This is a genomic window from Flavobacterium aureirubrum (assembly GCF_038739835.1).
GTDB classification, from domain to species: domain Bacteria; phylum Bacteroidota; class Bacteroidia; order Flavobacteriales; family Flavobacteriaceae; genus Flavobacterium; species Flavobacterium aureirubrum.
In genome coordinates this window covers 293,989-316,912 of the sequence record NZ_JBCGDO010000001.1, presented here as the reverse complement: position 1 = coordinate 316,912, position 22,924 = coordinate 293,989, and the positions used below count along the sequence as shown (strand labels likewise).

25 protein-coding genes are annotated in these 22,924 nt (G+C 33.5%); 14 read left to right on the top strand and 11 right to left on the bottom strand.

Annotation, left to right across the window (positions count from 1 at the left end; all coding sequences use genetic code 11):
• Positions 1–26: 26 nt before the first annotated feature.
• The 4 genes from porL (at position 27) to WFZ85_RS01405 (ending at position 4,380) form a co-directional block, all read left to right on the top strand.
• Positions 27–659 (top strand): type IX secretion system motor protein PorL/GldL, encoded by a 633-nt coding sequence (porL, locus tag WFZ85_RS01420; protein WP_342694496.1) that lies wholly within the window; start codon positions 27–29, stop codon positions 657–659.
• Positions 660–714: 55 nt separating this feature from the next.
• Positions 715–2,259, top strand: coding sequence for a type IX secretion system motor protein PorM/GldM (porM, locus tag WFZ85_RS01415; RefSeq protein WP_342694495.1), 1,545 nt, complete (start codon positions 715–717; stop codon positions 2,257–2,259).
• A gap of 42 nt (positions 2,260–2,301) precedes the next feature.
• Complete coding sequence (gene porN, locus WFZ85_RS01410) at positions 2,302–3,279, top strand: type IX secretion system ring subunit PorN/GldN (RefSeq protein WP_342694494.1); 978 nt, start codon at positions 2,302–2,304, stop codon at positions 3,277–3,279.
• A 66-nt stretch (positions 3,280–3,345) separates the two neighbouring features.
• Positions 3,346–4,380: an NAD(P)/FAD-dependent oxidoreductase gene (locus WFZ85_RS01405; RefSeq protein ID WP_342694493.1), complete on the top strand. Its 1,035-nt coding sequence runs from the start codon at positions 3,346–3,348 to the stop codon at positions 4,378–4,380.
• A 488-nt stretch (positions 4,381–4,868) separates the two neighbouring features.
• Here the strand turns inward: WFZ85_RS01405 and WFZ85_RS01400 are convergent, their stop codons facing one another.
• Complete coding sequence (locus WFZ85_RS01400) at positions 4,869–5,252, bottom strand: DUF983 domain-containing protein (protein ID WP_342694492.1); 384 nt, start codon at positions 5,250–5,252, stop codon at positions 4,869–4,871.
• A gap of 97 nt (positions 5,253–5,349) precedes the next feature.
• Between WFZ85_RS01400 and WFZ85_RS01395 the strand changes: the two genes are divergently transcribed.
• A complete protein-coding gene (locus WFZ85_RS01395) occupies positions 5,350–7,257 on the top strand; it encodes an ABC-F family ATP-binding cassette domain-containing protein (protein WP_342694491.1) in 1,908 nt (635 codons plus the stop codon).
• Positions 7,258–7,263: 6 nt separating this feature from the next.
• A complete protein-coding gene (locus WFZ85_RS01390; RefSeq protein ID WP_342694490.1) occupies positions 7,264–7,629 on the top strand; it encodes a DUF4345 domain-containing protein in 366 nt (121 codons plus the stop codon).
• Positions 7,630–7,656: 27 nt separating this feature from the next.
• On the opposite strand, the gene WFZ85_RS01385 is transcribed toward WFZ85_RS01390, so the two are convergent.
• Together WFZ85_RS01385 and WFZ85_RS01380 are read right to left on the bottom strand one after the other, a co-directional pair.
• The gene (locus tag WFZ85_RS01385) at positions 7,657–8,802 is read right to left on the bottom strand and encodes a GNAT family N-acetyltransferase (RefSeq protein WP_342694489.1); all 1,146 of its coding nucleotides are present in this window, start codon (positions 8,800–8,802) and stop codon (positions 7,657–7,659) included.
• A 56-nt stretch (positions 8,803–8,858) separates the two neighbouring features.
• Positions 8,859–9,341 carry a DUF1761 domain-containing protein gene (locus WFZ85_RS01380; protein WP_342694488.1) on the bottom strand — a complete coding sequence of 161 codons (483 nt, stop codon included), beginning with the start codon at positions 9,339–9,341 and terminating at the stop codon, positions 8,859–8,861.
• 202 nt (positions 9,342–9,543) lie between these two features.
• On the opposite strand from WFZ85_RS01380, the gene WFZ85_RS01375 reads away from it, so the two are divergent.
• Entirely contained in the window at positions 9,544–9,915 is a 372-nt protein-coding gene (locus WFZ85_RS01375) for a leucine-rich repeat domain-containing protein (RefSeq protein WP_342694487.1), read from the top strand.
• Positions 9,916–9,918: 3 nt separating this feature from the next.
• Positions 9,919–10,398 (top strand): leucine-rich repeat domain-containing protein, encoded by a 480-nt coding sequence (locus WFZ85_RS01370; RefSeq protein ID WP_342694486.1) that lies wholly within the window; start codon positions 9,919–9,921, stop codon positions 10,396–10,398.
• A gap of 148 nt (positions 10,399–10,546) precedes the next feature.
• On the opposite strand, the gene WFZ85_RS01365 is transcribed toward WFZ85_RS01370, so the two are convergent.
• On the bottom strand, positions 10,547–11,056 hold the full coding sequence (locus tag WFZ85_RS01365; RefSeq protein WP_342694485.1) for a hypothetical protein: 510 nt from the start codon (positions 11,054–11,056) through the stop codon (positions 10,547–10,549).
• Between the two features lie 266 nt (positions 11,057–11,322).
• Entirely contained in the window at positions 11,323–11,775 is a 453-nt protein-coding gene (locus WFZ85_RS01360) for a KTSC domain-containing protein (protein ID WP_342694484.1), read from the bottom strand.
• Between the two features lie 260 nt (positions 11,776–12,035).
• On the opposite strand from WFZ85_RS01360, the gene WFZ85_RS01355 reads away from it, so the two are divergent.
• The 5 genes from WFZ85_RS01355 (at position 12,036) to WFZ85_RS01335 (ending at position 18,287) form a co-directional block, all read left to right on the top strand.
• Positions 12,036–13,349 carry a TolC family protein gene (locus tag WFZ85_RS01355; RefSeq protein ID WP_342694483.1) on the top strand — a complete coding sequence of 438 codons (1,314 nt, stop codon included), beginning with the start codon at positions 12,036–12,038 and terminating at the stop codon, positions 13,347–13,349.
• A gap of 30 nt (positions 13,350–13,379) precedes the next feature.
• On the top strand, positions 13,380–14,462 hold the full coding sequence (locus WFZ85_RS01350; protein ID WP_342694482.1) for an efflux RND transporter periplasmic adaptor subunit: 1,083 nt from the start codon (positions 13,380–13,382) through the stop codon (positions 14,460–14,462).
• A 72-nt stretch (positions 14,463–14,534) separates the two neighbouring features.
• Entirely contained in the window at positions 14,535–17,774 is a 3,240-nt protein-coding gene (locus tag WFZ85_RS01345) for an efflux RND transporter permease subunit (RefSeq protein ID WP_342694481.1), read from the top strand.
• Positions 17,775–17,778: 4 nt separating this feature from the next.
• A complete protein-coding gene (locus tag WFZ85_RS01340; RefSeq protein WP_342694480.1) occupies positions 17,779–18,084 on the top strand; it encodes a hypothetical protein in 306 nt (101 codons plus the stop codon).
• 17 nt (positions 18,085–18,101) lie between these two features.
• The gene (locus tag WFZ85_RS01335) at positions 18,102–18,287 is read left to right on the top strand and encodes a YgaP family membrane protein (protein WP_342694479.1); all 186 of its coding nucleotides are present in this window, start codon (positions 18,102–18,104) and stop codon (positions 18,285–18,287) included.
• Between the two features lie 1,024 nt (positions 18,288–19,311).
• Here WFZ85_RS01335 and WFZ85_RS01330 read toward each other — a convergent pair.
• From WFZ85_RS01330 to WFZ85_RS01320, 3 genes are read right to left on the bottom strand one after another with little or no spacing between them, the layout of a single operon-like run.
• Positions 19,312–19,785: a hypothetical protein gene (locus WFZ85_RS01330; protein ID WP_342694478.1), complete on the bottom strand. Its 474-nt coding sequence runs from the start codon at positions 19,783–19,785 to the stop codon at positions 19,312–19,314.
• Between the two features lie 9 nt (positions 19,786–19,794).
• Entirely contained in the window at positions 19,795–20,298 is a 504-nt protein-coding gene (locus WFZ85_RS01325; protein ID WP_342694477.1) for a hypothetical protein, read from the bottom strand.
• A gap of 40 nt (positions 20,299–20,338) precedes the next feature.
• The gene (locus WFZ85_RS01320) at positions 20,339–21,124 is read right to left on the bottom strand and encodes a hypothetical protein (RefSeq protein WP_342694476.1); all 786 of its coding nucleotides are present in this window, start codon (positions 21,122–21,124) and stop codon (positions 20,339–20,341) included.
• Between the two features lie 59 nt (positions 21,125–21,183).
• Between WFZ85_RS01320 and WFZ85_RS01315 the strand changes: the two genes are divergently transcribed.
• Positions 21,184–21,402: a helix-turn-helix domain-containing protein gene (locus WFZ85_RS01315; RefSeq protein WP_342694475.1), complete on the top strand. Its 219-nt coding sequence runs from the start codon at positions 21,184–21,186 to the stop codon at positions 21,400–21,402.
• 56 nt (positions 21,403–21,458) lie between these two features.
• Here WFZ85_RS01315 and WFZ85_RS01310 read toward each other — a convergent pair whose 3' ends face one another.
• The 3 genes from WFZ85_RS01310 to WFZ85_RS01300 form a co-directional block, all read right to left on the bottom strand.
• Complete coding sequence (locus tag WFZ85_RS01310) at positions 21,459–21,590, bottom strand: hypothetical protein (RefSeq protein WP_262486609.1); 132 nt, start codon at positions 21,588–21,590, stop codon at positions 21,459–21,461.
• Between the two features lie 284 nt (positions 21,591–21,874).
• A complete protein-coding gene (locus tag WFZ85_RS01305) occupies positions 21,875–22,309 on the bottom strand; it encodes a JAB domain-containing protein (protein ID WP_342694474.1) in 435 nt (144 codons plus the stop codon).
• A 78-nt stretch (positions 22,310–22,387) separates the two neighbouring features.
• Entirely contained in the window at positions 22,388–22,783 is a 396-nt protein-coding gene (locus WFZ85_RS01300; RefSeq protein WP_342694473.1) for a hypothetical protein, read from the bottom strand.
• Positions 22,784–22,924 lie beyond the last annotated feature (141 nt).

Here is a 22,924-nt window from a genome sequence, read left to right as displayed (position 1 = left end):
ACTAACTAACTAAAATTTTTATTATTATGGCATTATTAAGCAAAAAAACTATGAATTTCGCCTACGGTATGGGTGCAGCGGTTGTAATCGTAGGAGCATTATTTAAAATTCAACACTGGCCAGGTGCGAGTGCGATGTTAATTATAGGACTAGGAGTTGAAGCATTAATCTTTGGTCTGTCTGCTTTTGATCCTGTTGATAAAGAACTTGATTGGTCTTTGGTATATCCTGAATTAGCTGGAGGTCAAGCGACAGAGAAGGCTAAAAAAGAAGATCCTAAAGATGCACAAGGTCTTTTGTCTCAAAAATTAGATGCAATGTTGAAAGAGGCTAAAATTGATGGCGAACTAATGGCGAGCTTAGGGAATAGTATCAAGAATTTTGAAGGAGCTGCCAAAGCTATTTCACCAACAGTTGACTCGGTAGCTTCAACTAAAAAATATGCAGAAGAAATGACTAAAGCAGCAACTCAATTAGAAACTCTAAACGGTTTGTATCATGTTCAGGTCCAGAGTGCTGAAAGAAATGCTCAAATCAATAATGAAGTTGCTGAAAATAATCTTAAATTAAAAGACCAAATGCAATCGTTGACTTCCAACTTATCTACATTGAATAATGTGTATGGTGGAATGCTTTCTGCAATGAGTAACAAAGGATAATTAGTTTTATAACTATATATTTTAAAAAAATAATAATTTAAACTAATTAGAAAAAATGGCAGGAGGAAAATTAACCCCTAGACAGAAGATGATTAACCTGATGTATCTGGTTTTCATCGCAATGTTGGCATTAAATATGTCAAAAGAAGTATTAACCGCGTTTGGTTTAATGAATGAAAAATTTGAAGGTGTAAATAAGTTTTCAGAAGAATACAATAAAAGTTTATTTGGAACTTTAGAGCAAAAAGCTGAAGATGATCCTACGCGTTTCAAGGCACCATTAGAGAAGGCAAATCAAGTTGCCGCAATTTCTAAAAAGCTTTATGTTTTTCTTGCTAATTTGAAAAATGATGTTTCAAAAGAGTTTGAGAAAAATGAGAAGACAGGTAAGTTACCTTATGAGGCAATGGACAAAAGTGGTTACATTGACGAGAATTGGTTCAAAGGTGATGGTTATTCGCCTAAAGGTCAAGAAATTATTACCGCTATAGAAACGTACAAAAAAGATTTGATAGCTGTATTTGGAAATGATGTAAAATACCAGCCTATTATTAATAATGTTAAATCTAAATTTAATTTAGATAACATTAAGGATAGTGATGGTGTTTCTAAAAAGTATTTGAATTATCATTTTGAAGGTTTTCCTGCTGTAGCTTCTATTGCTAAGCTTACAAGTATGGAGAATGATGTACACTCAACAGAGCAAGATATTTACAATGCCTTAATTGGTAATACTATTGCGCAAGCTGCTTCGTTAAAAAACTTCCAAGCTATGGTTGTTTTAGATAAGAATGTATTCTTTGAAGGAGAAACTGTTAAAGGTAGAGTGGTTTTAGGAAAATATGACGCTAATACTGTTCCAACGTCTTTTTCTGGACCTGGTAAAATTGAGAATGGGCAAGCTATTATCTCTATGACGGCTGGTGGTGTTGGAGAAAAAACCATTAACGGTACATTCTCTTTTATGGAAGACGGGAAACCAGTGCCTTTAAAATTTGAAGGTAAATATGTAGTCGTTCCTCGTCCTAATTCTGCTAACATTTCTGCGGATAAAATGAATGTAGTGTACAGAGGTTTAGACAACCCAATGACTATATCTTTTGCTGGAATTCCTGATTCTGATGTTTCTGCCTCTGCAACTGGATTGACAAAAACTGGTAAAGGTGGAAAATACAATTTAAATCCAGGTTCCGGTACTGAAGTAATTGTTTCGGTTACGGGGAAAATGGCTGACGGTAAGTCTGCTGTGGATAAAAAGGTATTCAGAATTAAAAATATTCCTGCTCCTGCTGGTGCTATTGGAAAACAAGTGGGAGTTTTAAAAGGTGCTAAATCACGTTTAGAGGTATCTCAAGTTACAGCAGAGTTACAAGACTTCTTGTATGATTTGAATTTCCAAGTTACTCGTTTTACATTTAAAGTACCTGGTCAACCCGCAATTATTGTTAATGGCGATAGAGTTAATAGTCAGTGTAAAGCGGCTTTAGCACGTGCAACTAGAGGTGACCAAGTTACCATCTCTGAGATTAAAACTAAGATAGTTGGTGGCGCTAACGTAATTACAAAAGATGCAGCTCCGGTTGTATACGAAATACAATAATATATTGAGTTATTAATACCTACTATAACTTATTTGAAAACTATGAAAATTAAAAATCTTTTATTCGTGGCATCTGCCTTAGTATTGAGCACTAGTTCATTTGCTCAATCTAATTTGCTAAATGCAAAGACTCCAGATGAAATTGGAAAGAAAACTCCGGCGCAATTAATTTCTGACAATGATAAGCCATTACCTTATGGTTATGTTCATGACAGGGATGTATTGATGGGTAAGACTGTTTGGGAGTTAATTGATATTGATGAAAGAATTAATTTTCCTTTGTATTATCCTATTGACACTGCTTTTGTAGGTAAAGAAAGACGTTCTTTATTTGATGTCTTAATAAAGAATATTAAGAGTGGTGCTATCACAGAAGTGTATTCTGATGATTATTTTAACACTAAAAAGTCTTTTAAAGATATGGCTTCATCCTTTACTTTTACTGATACGATTGATGCTGGAAAGGATTATATTAATGACCATTATGATGAGTTTTATCCGAAGCCAACTACAAGAAGGGTGAAACAAGGTAAGACTTGGGTAACTGAGACTGTGCCTTCTGCTCCTGCAGCGGTTTTAGATCCTCAATATATCAACAAAAAAGAGCTTGATGCTAGTTATATTTCTGGATATAAAATAAAAGGGTTTTGGTATTTTGACAAACGTCAAGGAGAATTAAAATATCGTTTATTGGCTATTTGTCCTGTTGCGCCAGAAGCAAGGGAAATTGGGAAGGATAATGCTGACGTAATTGATCTTTTTTGGGTATATTTCCCAGCGATTCGTGATATTCTTCATGAGGCAAAAGCTTTTAATGATAAAAACTCTGCGATGCCGATTACATTTGATCATTTGTTAAATTCTCGTCGTTTTCATGGTGAAATATACAAAGAAGAGAATGTTTATGGCGATAGACTTATTGCTGACTATATGAAAGATAACGCTCAAAACCAGTTGTTGGAGTCTGAGCGTGTTAAAGAAAAAATTCGTAGTTTTGAGTCTGATATGTGGAATTACTAATAGCAAATTCATAGTTCAATATAAAACTCTCACCAAGATGGTGGGAGTTTTTTTTAGTTTATCGTTATGCTAGATTACATTATTGTTGGTTCGGGATTGGCTGGTATTGCTTTTGCAGAAACACTTTTACAACATAATAAGTCTTTTATTGTTTTTGATAATCATTCTCAAAATTCTACTAGAATAGCAGGTGGTTTATACAATCCTGTGATTTTGAAACGATTTAGTGAGGTATGGAATGCTAAGGCGCAACTTGAATTAGCAGTTGTTTTTTATAAAGCGATTGAAGACAAACTAGGAGTTCACTTTGATTTTAAACTGCCTATTTACCGAAAGTTTTTTTCTATTGAAGAGCAGAATAACTGGTTTGTTGCGTCGGATAAAGTTAACTTGGCGCCATTTCTTTCTAGTACATTAATTACTAAAACGTTTAGCGGTATGGACTCGCCTTTTGGTTATGGTGAAGTGTTGCACACGGGTTATGTGGATACTGTGGTTCTTTTAGAGCGTTATCATCAGTATTTAAAAGGATTGGGATTGTTGTTTGAGACTGGTTTTAATTATAGTGATTTGGCTGTTATGGATGATAGCGTAAGTTATCATGATGTATCAGCAAAACAAATTGTTTTTGCTGAAGGTTTTGGACTGCACGCTAATCCTTTTTTTAATTATTTGTCGCTTGATGGTACAAAAGGTGAATTGTTGATTATTAAAGCGCCTAATCTAGACCTTGATGTTATAATCAATACCAGTGTTTTTATTGTTCCGTTGGGTGATGGTCTTTTTAAAGTGGGTGCTACTTATAATTGGCAGGATAAAACGTGTGTAGTAACTGATGAAGGAAAGCAGGAACTGATTGATAAATTAAAAGAAATTATCACTTGTGATTTTGAAATTGTAGCGCATTTTGCGGGTGTTCGTCCTACGGTGAAAGACAGACGGCCTTTGATTGGAACTCATCCGGGTTATAAAAACCTTCACATTCTTAATGGTCTTGGTACGCGCGGTGTGATGTTAGCGCCGAGTATGGCGCGTGACTTGTTTGATTTTATTGAAAATGGAAAGCCGCTTGATAGGAGTATTGATATTAGGAGGTTTTGAAGTTTGGAGTTTGAAGTTTGAAGTTTGGAGTTGGGAGTTTGAAGTTGGGAGTTAGGGGTGTGCGGGCAGCGTTTCGGGGTGTGCGAGAAGAGATTCGGAGTATGCAAGTTGAGATTCGGGGTGTGCGGGAAGAGTTTCGGGTTGTGTGTTATTTTCTAAGTGTGTTTTGTTTTCGAAGTATGTGTTGATTTCTATGTATTTTTTGATTTCGGGGTGTGTTTTAATTTCGGTGTGTGTGTTGATTTCTGAGTATGTTTTGATTTCGGGGTGTGTTTTGATTTCGCGGTGTTTTTAAAAGTTGTTTTGTTTTTTTGTGGTTTGGGTGGTGGTTGTTTTTGGTTTTTTTTTGTTGTGGTGCTTTTTTGTTGTGGTGGGAGAATATGGTTTCTTCTTTAGCCCTGATGGTAGTGGAAATCCTTGCCTTTTTGGGCAAGATTGTAACGGACAGCAGGAATAGGGATTATTATAGTGCGCAAGCGCTTGGCTCCTTATTTTTTTGCTGCGTTTTTTTCGTAGTGTACAAACATATTGATGTATATGTTTCGCGCTAATCGTGCGGTTACGGGCATTAGGACTACTAAGGCTATGATTATTGCTATGAAGGATTGTCCTAAGCTGAGACCAATGAAGACTTTTGAAATGATAAATGCTGCTACGCCAATGGCTACCGTTAGACCGTAGCTGACATACATGGCGCCGTAGAAAAAGGAGGGTTCTATTTGATAATGTAGTCCGCAGTGGCTACAGTTTTCGTGCATGGTGTATACTTTTGTGATGTGGTATGGGTTTTGGTCGACATACATGCTTTCTTGATGGCAGCGTGGACAACTTCCTGTTAAAATACTATTTAGTTTGGATCCTTTTTTTAACATTTGCAAAAATTTTATGGGGTATTTTTAGTAGTACTCCTTTCTGATGCAAAGGTAGTTTTTATAAATCCTTTGTATGTAACATTTGTAACAAATTATTATGTTAAATATACACAACTTATCGGTTTCTTTTGGTGGCACGTATCTTTTTGAAGAGGTAACTTTTCGATTGGGGTCGGGAGATAGAGTGGGACTGGTTGGAAAAAATGGTGCTGGAAAATCGACGATGCTTAAGATTTTGGCGGGTGATTTTAAACCTGATAGTGGACAAATTGCCACGGAGAAGGAAGTGAGGATGGGTTTTCTTCGTCAGGATATTGATTTTGAGCATGGACGCACGGTTCTTGAAGAGGCGTATGAAGCGTTTACTGAAATTAAACAGGTAGAGAAAAAGCTGGAGCAAATTAATCATCTTTTAGTAACAAGAACGGATTATGAAAGCGAGGAATATGCTCAAATTATAGAAGATTTATCGGATTATACGCATCGATTTGAGTTGCTTGGTGGTTATAATTATGTGGGCGATACGGAGAAAATTTTATTGGGGCTGGGTTTTAAAAGAGAAGATTTTGAAAACCAAACGGATACTTTTTCTGGCGGCTGGCGGATGCGAATTGAGTTGGCTAAATTGTTGTTACAGTCTAACGATATTTTGTTGCTTGATGAGCCAACAAATCATTTGGATATTGAGAGTATCATTTGGTTAGAAGGGTTTTTGCGCAATTTTCCGGGTGTTGTGGTGATTGTTTCTCACGATAAAATGTTTTTGGATAATGTGACTAATAGAACTATTGAGATTTCGCTGGGTAAAGCTTATGATTTTAATAAGCCCTATTCGCAATATTTGGTATTGAGAGAAGAAATTCGCGAAAAGCAGTTGGCTACGCAAAAAAACCAAGCTAAAAAGATTGAAGAGACCGAGAAGTTAATTGAAAAGTTTAGAGCCAAAGCATCGAAGGCGTCGATGGCGCAATCGCTTATTAAGAAATTGGACAAAGTAGAACGTATTGAAGTTGACGAAGATGACAACTCAGTAATGAATATTTCTTTTCCTGTGTCACAAACACCGGGAAAAGTGGTGATAGAGGCAGAACATGTTACAAAAAGTTATGGTGATAAAACCATCTTGAAAGATATCTCACTTTTGGTAGAACGTGGAAGCAAAATAGCTTTTGTGGGTCAGAACGGGCAAGGAAAATCAACTTTTATCAAAGCTATCGTGAATGAATTTCAATATGATGGAACGATTAAGTTGGGACACAATGTACAGTTGGGTTATTTTGCTCAAAATCAAGCGGAATATTTAGATGGCGAAATTACATTGCTAGAGACCATGACAAACGCGGCTACTGACGGCAATCGGTCTCGAGTTCGTGATATGCTGGGTTCGTTTTTGTTTCGCGGTGATGATGTTGACAAAAAGGTTAAAGTGCTTTCTGGTGGCGAAAGAAACCGATTGGCGTTGTGTAAATTGTTATTGCAGCCTATCAATGTTTTGGTGATGGATGAGCCAACGAACCATTTAGATATAAAATCGAAAAACGTTTTAAAAGCGGCCTTGCAAAAATATGAGGGAACACTTTTACTAGTGTCGCATGACAGGGATTTTTTGCAAGGGATGTCTAATTTAGTATATGAATTTAAAGATCAAAAAATAAAAGAATACTTGGGAGACATCAACTTTTTCTTGGAACAAAGAAACGCAGTGAATATGCGTGAAATTGAGAAGAAAGACGTGATTGCAACCACTAATGTCAAGGAGAATAAAAATATTTCCTATGAAGATCAGAAAAAAGGGAAATCACTACAAAACCGATTGAGTAAGATTGAAAGTCAGATTAAACAACTAGAAATCGACATTCAAAACGACGATAAAGAATTAGCATCAAACTATGATAAACACATTGAAAATGCCAATTTTTTTACGGCTTATAATAAGAAAAAGGCAGCGTTGGACCAACTACTAGAAGATTGGGAACAGGTTCAAGGCGAAATTGAAAGTATGTAGCAATTGATGAAGAATTTACCTCTTATTTTGTCTTCCTGTATAGTAATTCCTGTTGCTTTGGTATATGGATTACGTCCCGATTTGCTTTTTGAAGTTACTCTAGATACCACTGATGAATTGAATGTTTATAGCGCTATTATGGGTTTGTATTTGGCATTTGCTTCCTTCTGGATTGTTGGAATTCTCCAACCCGTGTATTGGAAACCAGCTATGATTTCAACTGTTTGCTTTATGTTTGGTTTGGCGTTGGGCAGGTTAATTTCTTTATTTTCTGACGGTCTTCCGAGTACTATTTTTATACTTGGCACTATTGGCGAAATTATTTTAGGGGTTTTTGGTTGCTATATTTTACTAAGAGAAAAGGAGTCGTAGCGTTATAGACAGCTCATAAAATTCAATCTATTTAAAGGGATGTCTTTGTTGCCACACTGACTCTGGTTCTAGTTTAGGAAAAATGACAGGCATTAATTTATTAATCCATTTATTAGTGTGATAAATAAAACCCGACATCACTACAGGTTGTGCACCAATAGAACTTTTGATTTCTAGGGCGGTTCTTCCAAAAATTATTTTTCTAAATTTATGGTCGATACCAAATTTTGTCATGTTGTATAGCATGTTTAGGTACAACATTTTTTCTTTCTGAATTTTGTCATCATAGCCAAGGAAATAGGTTTCTAAGACATTTCCGTTTAGCAACAAGGTGTGAAAACCTACCAATTTTTGGTTTAAGAAGTAGCCACATAGCACAAATCGTTCGCCACATTGTTGTTTAAAAGAAGAAAAGTGATGCTTATCTAAAAAGAACGTATTGAAAGGAGCGTTTTTTGCCACGTAGCGATACAATTGATAAATTCTATCTTCGTTGGCAATCACTTCGTCTAATGATAACTCTCTTATTTCAATTCCTTTAATTTTATTTTGCGCGCGTTTGTATTGGTCACGGTATTTTTTAGAAAATGCCTTGATATAATCTTCGTCATTATGCCAATGAGTTGGCAACTCAAATACCATATTGGGTTGCGTATTAAATTCATAAATCGATTGAAAACCAAACTTCTTTAGTGGTTGAGCATATTCTTGGTAAAAATCCTTAAAAGAAATGATGTGAATAGTAATATTTTGTTTTTTGAAATAATTTTTAATTTCATCAGCACACTCTAATAGTAAGTCACTTATGGTTTTAAGATCAATTGGTTTATTAAAGGCGTAGCAATTTTGCCCTGTTATCATGTTATTTCCCAAAAAAAGGACGTGAGATGCAAAATTTTTAAATATAAAATTTCGGATAAAGGTTTTAAGGCATTTATCTCTTTCACCAAATGACTCTAACTTATTTAAGTCAAGATATTGAGACAAAGCAACTCCAGCAAGTTCAGTGTTTTGAAAAATGCCGATGTAGAAGCATTTCATATTTGTAGGCGCTGCATTTTCTAGAACTTTTAAATAAGGTGTTTGTAAAAAAGCGTTATCATGAGCCACTGGATCCCAAGAATCTGGGAGTTGAGAGATAGAAGTATAAATTTGATAGGTAGTTGTCTTCAAAAGTAGAAATAATCGCTCCACAAATGTAGAGCGATTGGTTTATAATAAAATGTTAATTATTGCATCGTACAGATAATACCTCCCATAATTGTTAGGCATACAATCCAAAATCCCGCAGTGACAAGAACATATTTGAAACTTTTTCTTTCATAGAGTGCATTTGTACCAATAATGGGCAAAATCATTAACAATCCTGCTATAAAACCGTGTAACGCACCATGCTTAAAGGTTCGGAAAGCGGTTCCATAATCAGCCATAAAAACTTCATAGGAAGGTTTTGCTTTTGAAGGATCACCACCGATCATTCCAAAAGCACCAAACTGATGAATAACTAAAAATTGTAGTATGATAGCGATGAAAAATGCATAAACAATCATAAGACCAAACATTTTCAGAAAGTTAAAATTTTGCAGCTGTTCTTCTTTCAGTCCAGCTTCTTTCATCCAAATGGTTCCGAAGACTTTTGAATTATACCAAATAAATCCCACAACTAAAGTTGATAACGCTGCCAATAAAATGGCTAAAAAATTAATGTTCATATCTGTATGTTTTATGATTAGGTATATCAAATATAGAAAGTATTTAGTTAATTCTGTTTTTAAAAAAAACAAATATTTTAACACTAAAATGTAAGATATATTTGTAATAAATAGCACTATAAATGCATTTTATCGATTATTTTTGTTTTTAATCGCACTTCTATATAGTTTTACTCTGTCATAAACCAAAATACTAAATGATATGAAAACAATTTTTACCTACGTTTCACTCCTTTTTATTTCTGCTACTGTTACAGCAGAAATTTCATCTACAGAAAAAAGTGCTTTAATTAAACTTAACAAATCAACTAATGGTTCACAATGGATCAAAAAGTGGGATTTAAAGTCGCCTGCATCAACATGGTATGGGGTGGAAATAAAAAACGATAAAGTGGTTTCCATTAATTTAGTTAACAATAATCTTGCTGGTACATTACCAAATGAACTAGGTGATTTGAGTTCGTTGGAAACTTTAAATTTATTTAGAAATGATTTAACGGGTAGTTTGCCTTCAAGCATTGGAAAATTGACCAAATTAACGAGTTTGAGTATTGCTTTCAATAAAATTTCATGACAATTGCCAGAAACTATTGGAAATGCCGCTGAGCTTAAATCAATTGAGTTACACATGAACCGATTAACGGGTGTATTACCAACAAGTATTGGTAACTTGTCTAAACTAGAGACGTTGTCATTGTTTAACGATGAAATTAAAGGTCAAATACCATCATCTTATTATCAATTAACAGCTTTGAAAACATTGTTGTTAAATAGTAATAAACTTACTGGCCGTTTGGAAAGCGAAGTGTCAAATCTTGCTTCACTTGAAACTTTAAGTTTATTTGAAAATAAAATGGATGGTCAAGTTCCTTTTGACTTAGAAAAATTATCGAATTTAAAAGAAATGAATATTTCATACAATATGTTCAACGGATTGGTTTCTAGAAATCTAGCGAAGCTTGATACGTTAAACATGACAATGGTAAATGAGCAAGGTGTTGCTACAACTTTAAAAGTAAGTATTGATAAAAATTCGGCTTTTGCCGCTGATGAATAGTGTTTGAGTTAATTAAGTTTAATGGGTAGATTGGGAAATCCCGACTGTCTGAAAAGTAATTTTCAGGCAGTTTTTTTTATTTGATACTTGAACAAAAAAACCCGTCTTAATTTTTTGAGACGGGTTTTGCAGTTTATTTTGTTAATTATTAGTTCCAACAATAACGAATAGAGAACGCAATATCACCACCAAAATCATCATTTCTATAATCACCAGCATTTAAGTAAATTTGCGGTCTGAAATCGAGTGCAATTTGAATTGGAATATCGAAGTTATACTCAATTCCTATGTCTCCTGCAGCAAGAAGAATAATGCCGCTATCATTACCATTATTAAAGTTGTTGTTGTTACCGTTGTAACTCCAGCTACCGATACCACCACCAACACCAGCATACCAATTAAACCCTTTATCAATTCCCCAAACCCATTGGTATAAACCAACTAGTTTAAAATTATCAATATCATTGCTATCATTTCTCCAACCTAAGTTAAGTTCCAAACGATTATCTTTCGATAATCCACGTTGATACGAAATTTCGGTACCAAAACCATTATCGCCGCCTAAACGTAAACCTATAGCGTTTTTTGAAAATTCTTGTGATTGCGCGCTAAATGCTAAACCTAGTAGCAAAAAGACAGATAAAATTAATTTTTTCATTTCTATTATATTTAAATATAATAGCAAAGGTATCAAATAACGTTTGTATTTCCTTATACTTTCCTTCTTGTTTTTTATATAATTTCAATTTCACTGTTATATATTATGACGCATCTTGTTGCAAACATCTAGTAATTTTATGCCATGCCAAATTTCTTTATAGTGAATTTTAATAAGACTATTAAAACCTGTTATTACCTGTAAGAGAACATAAAAAAAGAGGACTGAATTAGTCCTCTTTCGTATATTTTAATTTTTAATCGCTTTTATTCTGCAACAGCTAATTTAGATGCACTGCGATAGATGTATTGATTGTAAATGTGTCTTCTAGCAAAACGACTTGGCGATTCTGCATTCACCATTTTGATATAAATAGGTCGTAAAACACCAAAATATTCAAAAGAACTTCCATCTAAAAAAGTAATGTACAAAACGCCTTTTTCATAATAAAAATCGGCAATGTTAACACTTGAAGTAATTCGTGTGTATTCGTCTTTGTCTTTTTCCAAAGTTTCAGGAGCAATACTTACTAAAAAATGATACGCAGCGATAATTTCTTTACTTTTTTCTTCAGCTAACAATCGTTCATTGTCATCCGAAATGGCATCAGGATGGCTATCTTTCATTGTATTTCTGTAAATAGTTTTCAGCTCTTTCAAAGTAGCTGTTTTAGTAACGCCAAGTAACGAGCGGTACTCGATAATTTTTTTTGTATTCATAGTTTTAAAATAAAAACCCATCAATTGAGATTAATGAGTTGCTTTAGCATTATAAATAGTATTTTTTCTTATCAAAATCTATTTCGGGTGCAAATATAGGCTTTTATTTTGATTGGATTTTACTTCTTTAAAAATGAAATGTTTAAAGCTAGGAAGTGATGATTAGTGATTTTTTTGAAAAAAATGTCGCTATGTAACACTTGTTACTGCCAACCGTTTTTCACCGTTTTATTTTTGCTCTATAATTAATAAAATCTATTATGAAGAAAATAAAGGGAATCGTTCTAGTGGGAGTTCTTTTGGTCTACTTTTCAGGACACAGTCAAGATACTTTGTCAATTTCTAAATCTGATTTGTTCCAAAAAGTAGCTGACAAAAACCTCCAAATTAAAATAGCCGAAAAAAGCTATCAGTCTGCAAAGGCAGATTATAATCAAACAAACACACTCTTTTTGCCCAATATTAATGTGTCTTATACTGGAATTTCAACAACTAATCCGTTGATGGCTTTTGGTTCTAAATTAAATCAGGAAATTTTAACACCTGCCGATTTCAATCCCGCAGTATTGAATGATCCCGCGGTTACGCAAAACTTTGCTACTAAATTTGAAATTCAACAACCTTTAATAAATGTTGATGGGATTTATGGTAGGCAAGCTGCTAAAACTAAAATGGAGGCTTATCAGTTGCAAACCGAGAGAACAAAAGAATATCTGATACTAGAGGTTACCAAGGCATATATGCAACTCCAATTGACATATAAAGCGGTAAAAGTTTTAGAAAAAGCAGAAGCTACTGCTACTGCTAATTTGAAAATGGTGGAGAACTATTTTAAACAAGGCTTATTGCAAAAAACAGATGTACTAAATGTGAAAGTAAGAGTAGGTGAAATAAATAATCAGCTACAATATGCCAAAAGTAATGTGCAAAATGCTTCTGATTATTTGGCTTTTCTATTGAATGAAGATAGCAAAGGAAAAACATACAAACCTATTGAAGAATTGGAAAATGCAATCGAAATTGAAGCCATAAATACCCAATTATCCGAAAATAGAAAAGACATCCAGGCGATGAACAAATCTTCTGAAGCCTTTGAAAAAATGATGCAAATGAGCAAAATGAATTTCTTACCAAGATTGAACGCTTTCGGAAGTTATGAATTGTATGACTCTACTTTTTTAGGAACAGCAGCCAAAGGCTATTTGGTAGGTGCACAATTATCATGGAATGTTTTTGATGGTTACAAATCCATCGGGAAATATGACAAAGCCAAAGCCGATTTCCAAAAAGCAGAAGTCGAAACAGAACAATATATAAAACAAAGCCAAATGGAATTGAATAAAACCAATCGCCAGTTAAAAGATGCCGAAAACAAAGTGAATTTATCACAACTAGCTTTTGAACAATCTCAAGAAGCTTTTAGAATTCGTCAAAATCGTTTCGCTCAAGGATTAGAAAAAACAACCGATTTATTACTGTCTGAAACCCAGGTTATTCAAAAAGAATTAGAGTATTCACAATCGGTTTTTGAATATAATTTCACTAAGCATTATTTACAATTTTTAACTAAATAAATTAAAATATCAAAAATCAATTTTAAAAAGATGAAAACAACAATAGCAATTCTAACTCTTTCAATTCTTTTTATTTCTTGTGGAAAAGAAAAGAAAGAAATAACTAACAACGAATCGGCAATTCCAGTAAAAGTAAGTGGCATTTCAGCTAATACTAATGGGGAATTTGTTACCGCAAGCGGAAAAATTGAAGCTGAAAATAGTGCCAATGTTTCCACTAGAATGATGGGTTTCGTAACCAAAGTAAATGTCAAAGTAGGACAAAAAGTAACCGCTGGACAACTTTTAGTGAGTATCAACAACACCGATTTACAAGCCAAAAAAGCGCAAGTTGATGCTTCCATTTTACAAGCGACAGCAGCTTTCAATAATGCTAAGAAAGACTATGAAAGATTTACAGCGTTATTCAGTCAGCAAAGTGCATCGCAAAAAGAGTTAGACGATATTACATCGCGCTACGAAATGGCGAAAGCCGGTTTAGAAAGCGCAAAACAAATGCGTAACGAAGTAATTGCACAGTTTTCTTATGCTAATATTACCGCACCATTTTCGGGCGAAGTGACTAATACTTTTGTCAAAGAAGGTGATATGGCAAATCCAGGAATGCCTTTAGTAAGTATAGAAGGCGCATCAAGATTGCAAGTTACCGCCATGGTTTCGGAAAGCGATATTTCCAATATTCAAAACGGAATGGATGTAAAAGTTTTAGTAAAATCAATGAATAAAGAAGTTGCCGGTAAAGTTGTTGAAGTAAGTGGTTCGGCAAAAAATACTGGTGGACAATATTTAGTAAAAGTCGCTTTGAATAACAGCGGAAGTAAGGTTTTATCTGGAATGTTTGTGAATGTACAATTTCCAATTTCCAACAAACCTCAAACTACAGAGACACAATCTGATAAAGTTTTGGTTCCTCAAAGTGCCTTGGTAAAACAAGGCCAACTCACAGGAATTTATACTATCGGAACAGAGAAAACAGCCATTTTAAGATGGTTGCGAATTGGGAAAACTTTCGGCAATCAAGTAGAAGTGTTGTCTGGATTATCGGCTAACGAGCAATACATTGTTTCGGCAGAAGGTAAATTGTATAATGGCGCTAAAGTTAGTATTCAGTAAACAGTAGCAGTTTAGAGGTTTGGTTGGAAAACAACTTTAAACTTTTAAACTTTAAACTTTAAACAAAAAATCATGCAAGAAGGTATATCAGGTAAAATAGCGCAGTTTTTCATCAATTCTAAATTAACTATTTTGTTAATGATTGGTTTGATGATTATTGGCACTTACAGTTCGTTCTTAATTCCGAGAGAAGAAGAACCACAAATCAATGTTCCGATGGCCGACGTTATGGTGGGTTATCCAGGAGCAAGTTCAAGCGAAGTTGAAAATCGTGTGGTAAAACCATTAGAAAAAATTCTTTCTAATATCAAAGGTGTTGAACACGTTCACAGTATGGCTATGAACGGACAAGCGATGTTGATTGTTCAATTTTATGTGGGTCAAGATGTGGAACGATCCTATGTAAAACTATACGATGAGTTGGCCAAACACGAAAATATGTTTCCGCAAGGCGTTTATAAACCGATGGTAAAAACACGTTCCATTGACGATGTTCCCATGTTAGGACTAACACTTTGGAGTGAAAAATTAGACGATTTCGAAATTCGTCAAATTGCGGAAGAAGTGACTTCTGAAATCGAAAAAGTAAAAGATGTTGCTATTACCAAAGAAATCGGCGGTAGAAATCGGGAAGTGAAAGTGGTTTTAGACAAAGATAAAATGGCAGAAAATGGCATTGACGCTTTGGGAATTATGCAAATGATTCAGGCCAATAATAGCAGTTCACAATCGGGAAGTTTTGTAGCTTCTGATAAAGAATATTTGGTAACAACGGGTGAATTTCTAAAATCTTCAGAAGATATCGAAAACTTGGTAGTTGGCGTTAATGCCAACATGCCGGTTTATTTAAAACAAGTGGCTTCGGTTCAAGATGGACCTTCAACACCAAGAAGCTATGTGTCTTTTGGATATGGAAAAGCCAATGAAAAGTTTGCCAAAAATAATTCGGAATATCCGGCTGTTACCATTTCCATCGGAAAAGTAAAAGGTGCCGATGCTATGAAAATTTCTGAAAAGATTTTGGAAAAAGTGGCGCATTTAAAACAAACCATTATAACCGATGATGTTCATGTTGAAGTCTCTCGAAATTATGGAGAAACAGCTTCCGATAAAGTGGGCGAGTTGTTGCTACACTTAGGAATTGCAATTATTGCTGTTACTGTTTTAGTAATGTTGGCCATGGGTTGGCGTGGCGGATTGGTTGTTTTCTTTTCTGTTCCATTAACGTTTGCTTTGACATTATTCGCTTATTATTTATTAGGCTATACGCTAAATAGAATTACACTTTTTGCCTTGGTTTTCGTAGTAGGAATTGTAGTAGATGATAGTATTATTATTGCCGAGAACATGCACCGACATTTCAAGATGAAGCGACTGCCGTTCAAGCAAGCTGCCATTTATGCCATTAACGAAGTTGGAAATCCAACTATTTTGGCAACCTTCACGGTGATTGCAGCAATACTTCCAATGGCTTTTGTATCGGGAATGATGGGACCATATATGAGTCCAATGCCAATCGGCGCTTCGATTGCAATGTTGTTGTCTTTGTTTGTTGCGCTGACTGTTACTCCTTATTTGGGGTACCATTTATTGCATGAAAAAGAAGAACAAGAACACAAAGCCGAACAAGGATTAGAAACTTCATGGATTTATAAAGTTTATAACAAAATGGAGCGTCCGTTTTTGGAAAGTTCAAAAAAACGCCGAGTTATGGTAGGTATTACTGTTGTGTTATTGATTGGTTCGATGGTAATGTTTTTTACCAAACAAGTGGTGGTGAAAATGCTTCCTTTTGATAACAAAAACGAATTCCAAGTGGTGGTTGACATGCCTGAAGGAACAACTCTAGAAAGAACTGCTGCGGTAACTCAAGAAATCGCACAATACCTTTCAACCGTTCCCGAAGTGGTGAATTATCAAAACTATATTGGAACTTCAGCGCCTATAACTTTCAACGGTTTGGTGCGCCATTATGATATGCGTGGCGGAAGTAATATGGCGGATATTCAGGTGAATTTATTACATAAAGAAGACCGTGATTTGCAAAGTCATGATATTGCTAAAGTGGTGCGTCCCTATATTCAGAAGATTGCTAAAAAATATGGCGCCAATGTAAAAATCATTGAGGTTCCGCCTGGACCGCCAGTTTTATCGACTTTAGTCGCTGAGATTTATGGTCCAAATTACAAACAACAAATAGAAGTTGCCAATCAGGTGAAAACTATTTTGGAAACTACTTCGGATATTGTTGATGTAGACTGGATGGTGGAAGACAATCAAACCGAATACAAACTAGAAGTCGATAAAGAGAAAGCGATGCTAAACGGAATCGCACCGCAACAAATCGTTGGTAACTTGACGTATTTATTAAAGGAATATCCGGTTTCTAATTTGTATGATGAAAACGCTAATGACAATGTTGGGATTGTGCTTTCACTTGACGATAAAGACAAAACATCATTGCAAGACATTCAGAATTTAAAAATTAAAGGAAGTCGTGGTAATGTTGTTCCCGTCAGTGATTTGGTAAAAGTAGTTACAGATACTTTACAAAAAACAATTTACAGAAAAGATCAAAAACGAGTAGTTTATGTAACCGCCGATATGGCTGGAGCATTGGAAAGTCCTGTGTATGCAATTTTAGGAATGAATGAAAAACTCCAAAAAATGAACTTACCAAAAGGGTATAAAGTCAACGAATTATATATGGAACAACCATCAGACGAAAGTGATTTCACTGTGAAATGGGATGGCGAATGGCAAATTACATTGGAAGTATTCCGTGATTTAGGCGCTGCTTTTTTAATCGTAATTGTGATTATCTACATGCTGATTGTTGGTTGGTTCCAAAACTTCAAAACACCAATGGTGATGATGATGGCCATTCCACTTTCGCTAATCGGAATTGTATTAGGACATTGGTTGTTAGGAGCGTTTTTTACTGCAACTTCGTTTATCGGAATGATTGCTTTGGCTGGAGTTATGGTGCGAAACTCTGTCTTGCTGATTGATTTTATCGAAATCAGACTGAACGACGGAATTCCATTAAAACAAGCCACTATTGAAGCTGGTGCAGTTAGAACGACACCAATTTTATTAACTACAGGCGCAGTTGTTATTGGAGCATCCATCATTTTATTTGACCCAATATTTCAAGGATTGGCCATTTCGTTGGTTTTTGGAGCGATAGTTTCCACAATTCTAACACTAATTGTTGTTCCTATCATTTACTACATCACCGAAAGAAAAAAATGGGAAGGTAATTCCATTAGTGATTTGCAAAAAAGTGAAGAACAAGAATCTAATACTTAAAAATATGAAACTACTACTAATTACTGCAATAGCAGAATTTGAAAATGACATTAAAACCATATTGAAAAAAGCCAGAGTAAAATCATTTAGCTATAAAAATGTCATTGGGCACAATGACATTTCGGAAGAAAGAATAGAAACTAATTGGTTTGCCAGTGAAATGAATGAAACAAATTCTATTTTGTTCTACGCTTTTGTCAACAAGGAGAATATGGATTTATTATTTGACTTGATAACCGATTTTAATAACAAACAACAAACAGCATCTCACATTCATGTAGCATCTGTAAGCATCGAAAAATCTAATTAAATTTAAAACAATAAAATATGAAAAATAGAATTGTAAGAGCAATAGCAGGAACATTTATACTAATTAGTGTTCTTTTATCTATTTATGTAAATCAAAATTGGTTGTGGTTTACCGCCTTTGTTGGCGCCAACTTATTGCAATCGTCTATAACCAAATGGTGTTTGATGGACGATATTTTGACAAAATTGGGTGTAAAAGACTAAGTTTTGAAAAATATATTGGAAAGAAAAGGCAGATTGTAAAGTCTGCCTTTTTTGTATAGAAATATTTTTTTTAAAAATAAACCCAGCATTTGCTGGGTTTCTAGTAGCGGGAACAGTCCCGAAACTTCGGGAGAACCTGTGTTCATCGAGTGGATTTAAGACCTCTAAACTATTTGTAAAAAAAAAAGAGAACCGATATTTTGATTCTCTTTTCTAGTAGCGGGAACAGTCCCGAAACTTCGGGAGAACCTGTGTTCATCGGGTGGATTTAAGACCTCTAAACTAATTGTAAAAAAAAGAGAACCGATATTTTGATTCTCTTTTCTAGTAGCGGGAACAGTCCCGAAACTTCGGGAGAACCTGTGTTCATCGAGTGGACTTAAGACCTCTAAACTATTTGTAAAAAAAAAGAGAACCGATATTTTGATTCTCTTTTCTAGTAGCGGGAACAGGACTCGAACCTGTGACACTTCTGGGCTAAAAACCAAGACTTTACAAAGAATTAATTTTTGTGTATGCCTAAATGTGTGCCTTGACCAACATTTCAAAACCACTTTTTCTTCTGTTTCAGTGCAAAAGTAGTAATTGTTTTTGGATAAATCTAATTTTACCATATATGAGAATAATGGTACTATTACTTTCATTGTAAAAGATATGTATTAGATTGTTTGAAACTAGATAAGCTGTGTAGTTATTATGATAATTCACTTTGCTTCTAGTAGATTTATTGATAGCTTTCAATAGTTCATAATAGAATTTAATATTTCTATCATCAAATCTTAACATTACTGATTCTAATACATCAAATCTGAATAATAATTCAGTTTTATCTGTAGAATAATTCAGAAATTTATTAAACTTTTTACCTATATAAATGTAACTATCACAATCCTCTATTCTATCCTTTGTTACTTCCAAATCAAACTCCCAATTATCATATTGCATACCTAACTTGAAAGGAATATTTAATAGTTTCATAACTTTTGGATATAAAAAAACCACCTAGTTATTGGTGGTTACTTTTCTAAAATGCTTCTTTTAGAATTTTTGCTTTACCTCCGTGTAAAGTAATGATTCTTAATAAGGCTTTTTCCATTCTTTTAGGGTAATCATCTAAACCAAATTTTGTACTTAGAAGTATTGACAAAGTAGCTCCATTAGAATAATCCTTTGTATAAGTTTCATTTTGATATTTACCAACTTCAATTTTTTTGTTAGTATTCAAATCAATTTGATACCATTCGAGACCATCTACACTTCTCTTTCTAATTTGAATTGAAACTATATCTTTAAATCCTACTTTGCTGTATGTGTATTTATAAAAGTAACTATGAAAAATTAAGCTATCTTTTTCAATATTTAAAAAATCATTCTGATTTTCTGTTCTTTTGAATGAATTATATGTTTCAATTATCCAATCTTTAGTTTCTGTTTTGGTTTGGCTATATATAGCTGTGTTACAAACTATAATAACTAAAAATGCAAATAGTTTTTTCATTTGATTTATTTAAGAATTAATGATTTGATTGTATTCTAATTCATTGAAAATATTTTGTAATTCAATGATGTTTTTAAACTCATTTTCATTGAGTATTATTTTTGAAGTTTTATAGGGTTCTAATTCAAGCATAATTGATATTTCTGTATCAAAAGCTAATTCTGAAGCTAACTTTTTGTTTTTGTTGAACCATTCAGATAAAGCAATTTTATCACTACTAATTTGCTTGTATTCTTCTATTAGGATTTTAAAGTATTCCTCTTTTTGATATAGCTGTATAACTCTATCTAATTGGTAATAGATTTCAATAAATATGCAGTTTTTCTCTCTATTAGAACATACGCAAGGGTAAATATGAGTTGCTTTATCCTCAAGCCATATACTCCATTTATTGCAATTACTTTGACTAATTAGAAAATTGAAATAGTTTTCATTTTCAACTAACCAAGTTTTAATTTGTTCTGCTTTTAAGGGTTGGTGCTTTTGGAGTTCATCTTGAAGTTTGATATTCATTGTAAGAGGCATTTTAGTATTGTAATAAGATTTATTAACTCTAAAAAGGTTTTGCATCACATTCAAATAGTAATTCCTTGTAAGCTTTTAAGCTTGACTGCTCTAATCCCAAATAACTTGATATTAAATTTTCTAATTGGAAAATCTGAATTTTGAATATTTCTTGACAATGAGAGTTATAATTTCCAAAAATTCCACTTACAATAACAGGATTTAAGTGAACATTGTAATTTTCTTTTAATATTTCATAATCATATTTAATACCTATTCTAAATGAGTCTCCTGAGTAAATATCACTATTTGAAAAGTGTGGAATTGTGCTACCAATAATGTAATCACAAAATAGAAACATTTTTGGTTCTTCTAAATAAGTTAAATAACACAAGTTTATTACTCTACCATTCTTAATTATAGAAATTGGAGATTTAGGATTTTGTGATTTCAATTCTTTATAATTCCATATAAAATTGAGGTGTTTTGATTCAAAATTGTGCATTGAATTTTTTATTATATCACGCTTATACTTTAATTGAGATACAATTTGAAGCTTAACATCTTCCCTGTTTTCGTGTAATGCATCACCTATAATCCAAATTTCATCTTTTTCATTTTTGAAGTAAAATCTGAACAACTCGTTTTTATTGTTTTCATTTAGATTAGATAAGATGATTGTATTATTTAATTCATCAAATGGACAAAATCCAACAAATCTATACTTCTTAGAATCTGCATCTTTTATAATAGTGATGATACTCCCTTTAGCAATGTCTTTTAAAAGGTCTTTGTTGTAAATTATATTTAAATTCATATTAATTGAACTTGCCATATATGGCATTAACTTACAAACATATAAATCTTTTCTTGACTTGCCAAATATGTCAAGTTATGGATAAGCAAGAATTATTAAAAAATGTGGGTAAAAGAATCCAAGATATTAGAGTTAGCAAGGGTTTAACTCAAGTGGATTTGGTAGGTAAAATTGATGGAGATATTGATACAACCAATATTTCAAGAATAGAATCAGGCAGAACTAACCCAACAATTTACACATTACACAGAATAGCTGTTGCATTAGATGTTAAATTAGAAGAATTGGTAAAATAAAAAAGGTTATCTATTTTGAATAAATAACCAATTTTTAAAGATTTTAAAATTCAGAATTAACCTTGATACTTGTCATTATTAGGATTCAATTGGTCAGCCCTATTGTCCTGATTTTGTTGATAGGTTTCATTTGTACCTGATGTACCTGAATTAGAATTACTCATGTCTGCTTCGTGATTTCTTGGCATAATTAATAGATTTTAAGTTTATTAAAATATATCAAATTGTGTACCATATTTTGCAACTAAAAAATACATTTTGGCTATTTGTTAGTTAGCATCCTATTTACTTGTAAAATTGTATCTAGGGCAATAGAAGTATTCATATAGCAACAAAAAAAGTACTATTTTACAACTTTTGGCTATATTATTATATCTTGATTTTTTTCAAACTAATCAACAACACTCCAAAAAGCCTCCTTATTCACACACCCATTCGCACGCATTATACAGCTAGACTTCTAAAGTGTATGTTATAATGTGCCTTCATCTGCAAAGCTGTAATACCCAAACTTGGATATAATTAAATGGTCTAGTAAATACACCTCAAGCAAATTACAAGCTTCTTTTAATCTTTTTGTAATAGCCTTATCAGGTTCACTAGGTACTAACTTACCACTTGGATGATTGTGTACTAAAATTATAGCAGATACATTACACTTTAAAGCTACACCTAGAATAATTCTAATATCTACCACAGTTCCTGAAATACCACCTTTAGAAAGCTCATAGATGCCTAATACAATATTTGCCCTATTGAGCAATATTACTTTCACTTGTTCCTGATACTCTAAAATATCTAAATCCCAATGCTTCATAATCACTTCAAACATCTTTTGGCTATTTGTGACTTGAACTCTAATAGGATTTGTATTTGAATAGGAAACTTTAATTTCAGCTACTTCCATAGGAATAGAAAATAAAAAACTCGTCCACAAATGACACTACCCTTAATAGAGCTATATCAAAAATGGACGAGTTAAATTTTACATTACAAATTCTTCTTTATGATGCCCATTAGTTGAAAAAGTATGTTCCTCAGCTAGAAGTCTTTGAATAGATTTGTCTTCTTTAGATGTAGTAGCTTCTTCTTGTGTGTAAACATATCTGTAGCTTAAAATCATTACTTCTCCTGAGTCTTTATTTACATACTCATAAGGCTCACACTCTTGTTTCACTACATTACCTGGCATTTCAGTACCAATAAGAGCTTTACAAGTTTGCTCATCAAATGTTGATGAAATAAATGCTTTTTTAGCAGTTGCATAAAACTGATTTGAGGTTTGGCTTTTTACCATTTCAATACCTCCCGAAATTTCTAAAACAAAGAATTCTCTACCATCCTCTGCTTGTCTTTTTTTGTAGTCAATAATTCGTACCATTGATTTAATTTTTTTGAGTTGAACTTTGCCAAACTTTAAACACACCTCTGAACTTAAAAAATTACAACTATCACCTTGAATTTATGTAAGCTAAAATTTAGAATGAAAAAAATATGGCACAAGAAATCTTTTCTTGCTCCA

Excerpts from the sequence above, each read along its gene's own strand:
- porL (WP_342694496.1), top strand. The coding sequence starts at position 27 with ATGGCATTATTAAGCAAAAAAACTATGAATTTCGCCTACGGTATGGGT.
- porM (WP_342694495.1), top strand. The coding sequence starts at position 715 with ATGGCAGGAGGAAAATTAACCCCTAGACAGAAGATGATTAACCTGATG.
- porN (WP_342694494.1), top strand. The coding sequence starts at position 2,302 with ATGAAAATTAAAAATCTTTTATTCGTGGCATCTGCCTTAGTATTGAGC.
- WFZ85_RS01405 (WP_342694493.1), top strand. The coding sequence starts at position 3,346 with ATGCTAGATTACATTATTGTTGGTTCGGGATTGGCTGGTATTGCTTTT.
- WFZ85_RS01400 (WP_342694492.1), bottom strand. The coding sequence starts at position 5,252 with ATGTTAAAAAAAGGATCCAAACTAAATAGTATTTTAACAGGAAGTTGT.
- WFZ85_RS01395 (WP_342694491.1), top strand. The coding sequence starts at position 5,350 with ATGTTAAATATACACAACTTATCGGTTTCTTTTGGTGGCACGTATCTT.
- WFZ85_RS01390 (WP_342694490.1), top strand. The coding sequence starts at position 7,264 with ATGAAGAATTTACCTCTTATTTTGTCTTCCTGTATAGTAATTCCTGTT.
- WFZ85_RS01380 (WP_342694488.1), bottom strand. The coding sequence starts at position 9,341 with ATGAACATTAATTTTTTAGCCATTTTATTGGCAGCGTTATCAACTTTA.
- WFZ85_RS01375 (WP_342694487.1), top strand. The coding sequence starts at position 9,544 with ATGAAAACAATTTTTACCTACGTTTCACTCCTTTTTATTTCTGCTACT.
- WFZ85_RS01365 (WP_342694485.1), bottom strand. The coding sequence starts at position 11,056 with ATGAAAAAATTAATTTTATCTGTCTTTTTGCTACTAGGTTTAGCATTT.
- WFZ85_RS01360 (WP_342694484.1), bottom strand. The coding sequence starts at position 11,775 with ATGAATACAAAAAAAATTATCGAGTACCGCTCGTTACTTGGCGTTACT.
- WFZ85_RS01355 (WP_342694483.1), top strand. The coding sequence starts at position 12,036 with ATGAAGAAAATAAAGGGAATCGTTCTAGTGGGAGTTCTTTTGGTCTAC.
- WFZ85_RS01350 (WP_342694482.1), top strand. The coding sequence starts at position 13,380 with ATGAAAACAACAATAGCAATTCTAACTCTTTCAATTCTTTTTATTTCT.
- WFZ85_RS01345 (WP_342694481.1), top strand. The coding sequence starts at position 14,535 with ATGCAAGAAGGTATATCAGGTAAAATAGCGCAGTTTTTCATCAATTCT.
- WFZ85_RS01340 (WP_342694480.1), top strand. The coding sequence starts at position 17,779 with ATGAAACTACTACTAATTACTGCAATAGCAGAATTTGAAAATGACATT.
- WFZ85_RS01335 (WP_342694479.1), top strand. The coding sequence starts at position 18,102 with ATGAAAAATAGAATTGTAAGAGCAATAGCAGGAACATTTATACTAATT.
- WFZ85_RS01330 (WP_342694478.1), bottom strand. The coding sequence starts at position 19,785 with ATGAAAAAACTATTTGCATTTTTAGTTATTATAGTTTGTAACACAGCT.
- WFZ85_RS01325 (WP_342694477.1), bottom strand. The coding sequence starts at position 20,298 with ATGAATATCAAACTTCAAGATGAACTCCAAAAGCACCAACCCTTAAAA.
- WFZ85_RS01320 (WP_342694476.1), bottom strand. The coding sequence starts at position 21,124 with ATGGCAAGTTCAATTAATATGAATTTAAATATAATTTACAACAAAGAC.
- WFZ85_RS01315 (WP_342694475.1), top strand. The coding sequence starts at position 21,184 with ATGGATAAGCAAGAATTATTAAAAAATGTGGGTAAAAGAATCCAAGAT.
- WFZ85_RS01310 (WP_262486609.1), bottom strand. The coding sequence starts at position 21,590 with ATGCCAAGAAATCACGAAGCAGACATGAGTAATTCTAATTCAGGTACA.
- WFZ85_RS01305 (WP_342694474.1), bottom strand. The coding sequence starts at position 22,309 with ATGGAAGTAGCTGAAATTAAAGTTTCCTATTCAAATACAAATCCTATT.
- WFZ85_RS01300 (WP_342694473.1), bottom strand. The coding sequence starts at position 22,783 with ATGGTACGAATTATTGACTACAAAAAAAGACAAGCAGAGGATGGTAGA.